Origin of the sequence: Streptococcus sp. HMSC10E12, from assembly GCF_001807855.1 — a bacterium.
Taxonomy (GTDB): domain Bacteria; phylum Bacillota; class Bacilli; order Lactobacillales; family Streptococcaceae; genus Streptococcus; species Streptococcus salivarius.
On sequence record NZ_KV791111.1, the window covers coordinates 1 to 5296 of the forward strand.

A 5296-nucleotide genomic window follows, 5' to 3' on the forward strand; every position below is an offset into this window, starting at 1 on the left:
GCAAGCCACCCGTTCTCACGGGTGGTTTTGACTCTAATTTTGAGAGTCATTATACGTTTCTTTGTTAGTTTTCTCAGCATCTTTTCTTGCTTTTTCTTCTGCTCTTTTTCTCTTAATTTCCTTCTTTACCTCTTTGACCTTATTTTGTGTTTCAACAACTAACTCATCAATAGATAAATCTGGATTTTCTAGTTTTTTCAATTCAAAATAGATCTGCCCTAGTTTATCAGTCTGTGATTTTTGATAAGCTTTAAGTTGCTCTGTAGCTTCTTTCTTTTGTTGTTCTAAGGCTTCAAGTTCCTTGATAAAATCTGATTCAGTTTTTTTGTTTTTTCCTGCCATAATTTGCTCCTTAATTATTAATTATGTCTAATAGTATAGAGCAAGAATATTAAAAGTCAACCCATGTCACTCCCTTGAAAATAATCTATTCTAGGGTATACTGAACACTATAGCGACCTATTATAAATGAATCCTAATTGTAGTTATTAAGTGCTTAAAACCCCATAAAACCGGCTGTTACGAGTGTTATGTAATAACCAGATTTTATGAATGAAAGTATACAGAGAACAAAAGTCTAAGAGTTTACTGTATTTATAGGGTTGATGACTAATATTAGAAACTCGGAAATCATAAATGAGTAAATAGTAACTACTATATAGCTAGAATAAACCATGTTTTTTTAGGGATTATCGTTATAAAAATAAACTACGACGTTATGAATGAGAGGAGATGAAAGTATCAATCAGTATTTTACGGGTACAAAGGAATGCTTGAGTAGGTCTATATCAAAGGCTAAGCATGACTTGAAAAATAATATCTATACTCTTCGAAAAAAGACCAGACTATATACCCTATTGATTGACTATTTTAGGACTACAAAATGCAAGATATAAAAAATAGAGATTTTACCTCACTTATTTCAAATAAAAAAAATAAAATTCATTACACTCAGAGAAATAAAATAGCTACTTACTTTGTTTCAAAAAATCAAAATACCTCACTATCGTTTTCAGAAGAAGAACTTATCATCTTTTATCATTTACTAAGGTTTGGTTATTTTGATAAGGAAATCATAGACCTCATTTATACTGCAGTAACTCGTAAATCCAAAACCCCTAATTCATGGTTTTATCGTCTTGTTGGGAAGGTGAATCATCCTATTTCAGCATGTTCGGATGCTAGAAGCGGTAAGAGAAAAATATATTATCTGAACAAAGGTTTTAGTACCTGGTTGCTTACTATGATTAAGGGGATTGATAAAATACGTTTACTAACGACAACGACTGAATATGATAGGTCAGTATATAGCATTGTCAGTAATAATCTTCTAGGAGGGAAACCTCAAACCGTAAATATTCATGATCTAGAGACCAGACGATTAGTTGCTAAAATCTTAAACAAGCTTTTTTTAAAAAAACAAGACAAGTCTGTTTATGACCTAAACATACAGGTCGTATTTCCCATTAGTCGGGTTAATCTTTTAATGGTTCCTGATGCTGTTGTATTTGTGAACGATAACCCTTTTTTTATTGAGTATGACCGAGCTACAGAACGTCAAACAATTCTACTTTCTAAAATATTTGGTTACGCAGAAGAACCAGCATTTGAGAATTCTAGTTTATTTTTCGTTTTCGAGAATAGTCGTAAAGATAATACGCAAGTATCTAAACGTTTAATGAACTTTTTGGAATATGTAAATGAGGTCGAGGTTGAAGGTGTAACTGGACATGACATGTTAAAGCGTAAAAGTATTTCTTTGTTCAGTCAAACAACAACAAATGCTTCTGACGTTATTGTCGAAATCATTCAAGAAAAGATGTTTTCAAATCATAAAGATTGGTGTGATTGCGAGGCTTATGATTTTTCTGAACTGCAGAAAATAGATTATCTCGTTAAGGAGATATCAGAACCTTTATATGATGATAAATTCCAGTTATCAGCTGTTGTTGAAACTGACTCATGGGAATTGAAAGAGTACCCTATGATACCTATGGCATATATCAAAAGTGACTTGATTCCACATTTAACTAGTCTATATGAAGAATTCTCAATAGAGTATGAACATATGATCATTGTATTCCCAAAAGAAGTCTTGCCAGAAAAAATCAAACTTCCTTTTGATGATTATTTCATTATTGTTTATAGATAGAGTAAAGGAGTTTGTGAATGGATTATTTGGAATACTTAGGAAGAAGACTTGTATGGTTAGTTGTTTCGCTTGTAGTTGTAATCGTAGTAAAAAGACCAAGACTTTTGAAAGGATTGGGCCTAGTAAGTGATGAAGTTATCGGTAAAATCAACTACTTTATTTTCTTAACGATTGCTTGGCTAGTTCTTGTTATATATTTTATTTTGTACTTGTTTACGGTAGTTACTTTTTTCCTATCATGGCATTCGCTAACCCTGAATAATGTGCTGGAAGTGATTTTGCAAACCGTATTAATCATACCAATACTCTATACGTTATTTGTTTCACATAACGAGGTTATCAAGAAGGTTGATGAACTCTTATCAGCGAAAAAAGAATAAGTCACGCGCAGCAACTGCAACATATAATCATTTTCTCAACTATTTAAAAATATGTAAGAAAGTCACATGATAGTTTGAATTTGTTGTAAGTATCTGGTGTTGTTTTAAAGATAAAAAAGATTGAAAGGTAACGGTAATTAATGAAAATAAAAATTGAATCTGCTTGGAAAACCTTTTGTGATGCATTCCCCAAGTTAAAGGATAATCCTCTTTACAAGGGTTGGTATATTAGCTATGCGATCCTTGTGACGTTATCTATTTTGACGGTAGTTGTAGTGAACCATAGGGTTGTCTATACATTTCCGTTTGATTGGTTTGGTTTGCTTTTTGGAATTATCTTACCTTGGGTTCTTACGACCTTTTATATCGTATATCAAGGTGTGGACCATGCCCACCAGTTTACATCGACTAAAGTTGTTCTTGGGTTATTTATGTTACCTGTAATTCTGATTGGTTTTACCTCTAGTTATAAGAATGAATACAGTTATAGTAATCGTATGGTTACGACGGTTTTTGATCAGGAACTCACGCAACAAAGTTTCCACGCAACAAAGATTACATCAAACCAGCTTGATTATTTTAAAGAAGATAATGTCATTTTTCCTTATAAGAAAAATACTGCTTCAGAGATATATGTGTTCTTTCGACCTGATTGCCCCTACTGTCAAAAATCAATTCCAGTACTCAATAAGAGCTTAACTGAAAAAGAACGAAACAAGATTATCTATGTTAATGTTCTTGACGAAAGTGGCAAGGATTTAGCTAAAGCTATGGGAGTAGAGAAAGCAGCAACAGCAGTTATTTATCATAAGGATAAGAATTCTGGTGGATGGTCCAAACGAATTGAACGAATGGCAGGTGGGAAGCATGCTGCACCTCGTCTTGATGAGGATGCTATTCGTGATATCGTATCAGTCGCAAAGGAGGAAACAAAATAATGTATTTATCAAAAAAAGACATTTCAGAGTGGATTGCCAACCTAAATGCAGGTGACGAGGTTACTATTCAAAGAACACGTATGGATGGTATCGTAGTTTCTAGTGAGCGTGGTATTGTTGACAAATGGTTAGGAAAGAGACTTATAGTTGTAGACGGAAAGCATTTTGTCCCTAGCACTGGTTTGAGACAAAGTAACTCTCTCGTACCAGGTCAAAAGACAATCGTAGAACAACTTTTCCCCCTGGATGCTTTACTTTTAGATGATGAAGAACTTGCCAAAAGAGATACCATCATTCAAAATTTGAAAGAGTCTGCTGCACTTCTAGAGCACGCGCAGAATTATTCTTCATTAGTTGTTTCTAGAGTGCTTCGAAAATTGTCTGTACTGGACGTTGGGGATATTTATGATCTAAACGAACTACGTTCCTCTAGTAACACTGAAGACTTAGAAGATAGTGCTTTATTGGATAGACGGAAACTCTCAGAGAAGAAACGCTGTCTAAAGACTCTTGACCGTATGCTTACGAATTTGAGTCAAGATAATACCTTGGGTGCTTTTAAGTTAATCTCTCTTCTAGGAGAAGTAGCTTCTGAATTTACTGATTTTGAAAATGAGGTAAGTCAATGTTAGCCTATATTATTTTGTTTTTAGTTATGTTTGCTATCAAGTGTGTCACTCTTACTTTTGTGAAGAATAAAGAGTCTACAGTAGTCAGTACTTTTTTGAGTGGCACGAATCTGATTTTCCTTAATACTATTGTCTGGTTCCTGCGATTAACAGCTATGTCCCAGTTTTATCTTTTGGTTGTGGACAATAATCTAACTGTTATTCCTATAATTGTTGGTTTTATTCTACCCAATATCTTGTTCTGGTTTAAGGGTATCAAAGCTTCCTTATCTGATTTGCTTGTACGTCGGTTAAGATCGGTTATTGGTCATAAGTATAGAACATGTCCATTTTGTCATGAATCACATTTATTCTTTCGATACACTGAAGACCTCACAGCTGCTTATTACTATCTCTTGACAGAAGATGATAGTCTTGTAGCTATTGGAGATTTTGATAATAGTGACCATCCTGCACGTTTCTTTTTAAGTAACGACGAGTCGCATTTTGATGAACTGGTTGATACCATGCTACCCTATATGTTGCCTGGAATGGAAGAGGTGGTCTATGTAGGTGGGCGACAACAGCGATTGGCTAGAGCATTGTATTGTGTCGATTGCCAGGAACGAGTCAGTGAAGATAGTGGGGTACAATTTGGCGAAGTGTTATTGAACAAGGTAAGCTAGTTATTTCAAGTAGGAAATATAGTTGAAGTTCTCCTGAGACCATTTCACTAACTAGCGCTGCTTTTCTAGCTGTAAGGCTTCGTTACTATCCTATAACATATAGGTAAATCTCTGATCAAGCTACAAAAAAGCCAGCACTTTGAGTACTGGCTTTTTTGTACAATCTCTTTTAAATTATATTATTTGATTTTAATAGAAGTTAATTAATGTCCTAAAAAAAATCTTGTCCAATTCCACATAATTGCTACCTCTTTTATTCTCTTATTTTTTATGGTGTTATTGTATCAAAACTAAATGTTTTAACCCTTTTTTGTCGTTATCGAACAATAATTTATCAGAATCGGTAAAAATAAAACTTAGATAAGCAAAAAGTGATTAATTTAAGACCTCTTGTGATAATTGTAAAAATGATGCTGTGGTTGAAATATAATAGTCGTGTCAGTTAGGGAAACTAATAAGTGACCCGAATAGAATGAAAGGAGTAATAAGTTGAAAAACGAAAAAAATTTGCTCGAAGAGCTTGAAATTGACA

6 protein-coding genes are annotated in these 5296 nt (G+C 33.7%); 5 read left to right on the forward strand and 1 reads right to left on the reverse strand.

All coding sequences use genetic code 11. The annotated features are described in order from the left end of the window. Positions 1-33: 33 nt before the first annotated feature. Positions 34-342: a hypothetical protein gene (locus tag HMPREF3112_RS09215; RefSeq protein ID WP_070439479.1), complete on the reverse strand. Its 309-nt coding sequence runs from the start codon at positions 340-342 to the stop codon at positions 34-36. 541 nt (positions 343-883) lie between these two features. Here HMPREF3112_RS09215 and HMPREF3112_RS09220 point away from each other — a divergent pair. From HMPREF3112_RS09220 to HMPREF3112_RS09240, 5 genes are all read left to right on the forward strand, one after another. After that, the gene (locus HMPREF3112_RS09220; protein WP_256262692.1) at positions 884-2152 is read left to right on the forward strand and encodes a replication-relaxation family protein; all 1269 of its coding nucleotides are present in this window, start codon (positions 884-886) and stop codon (positions 2150-2152) included. A 17-nt stretch (positions 2153-2169) separates the two neighbouring features. Continuing rightward, on the forward strand, positions 2170-2532 hold the full coding sequence (locus HMPREF3112_RS09225; RefSeq protein ID WP_070439482.1) for a hypothetical protein: 363 nt from the start codon (positions 2170-2172) through the stop codon (positions 2530-2532). A 245-nt stretch (positions 2533-2777) separates the two neighbouring features. Then, on the forward strand, positions 2778-3470 hold the full coding sequence (locus HMPREF3112_RS09230; RefSeq protein ID WP_256262693.1) for a thioredoxin family protein: 693 nt from the start codon (positions 2778-2780) through the stop codon (positions 3468-3470). After that, positions 3470-4102, forward strand: a complete 633-nt coding sequence (locus HMPREF3112_RS09235) for a hypothetical protein (RefSeq protein ID WP_070439488.1) — start codon at positions 3470-3472, stop codon at positions 4100-4102. The genes HMPREF3112_RS09230 and HMPREF3112_RS09235 overlap by 1 nt, the downstream gene beginning before the upstream one ends. A gap of 92 nt (positions 4103-4194) precedes the next feature. Next, the gene (locus HMPREF3112_RS09240) at positions 4195-4764 is read left to right on the forward strand and encodes a hypothetical protein (protein WP_256262694.1); all 570 of its coding nucleotides are present in this window, start codon (positions 4195-4197) and stop codon (positions 4762-4764) included. The last annotated feature ends 532 nt before the right edge of the window (positions 4765-5296 follow it).

Bases quoted from the DNA above. Each gene is read 5' to 3' on its own strand.
- HMPREF3112_RS09215 (WP_070439479.1), bottom strand. From the start codon at position 342: ATGGCAGGAAAAAACAAAAAAACTGAATCAGATTTTATCAAGGAACTT.
- HMPREF3112_RS09220 (WP_256262692.1), top strand. From the start codon at position 884: ATGCAAGATATAAAAAATAGAGATTTTACCTCACTTATTTCAAATAAA.
- HMPREF3112_RS09225 (WP_070439482.1), top strand. From the start codon at position 2,170: ATGGATTATTTGGAATACTTAGGAAGAAGACTTGTATGGTTAGTTGTT.
- HMPREF3112_RS09235 (WP_070439488.1), top strand. From the start codon at position 3,470: ATGTATTTATCAAAAAAAGACATTTCAGAGTGGATTGCCAACCTAAAT.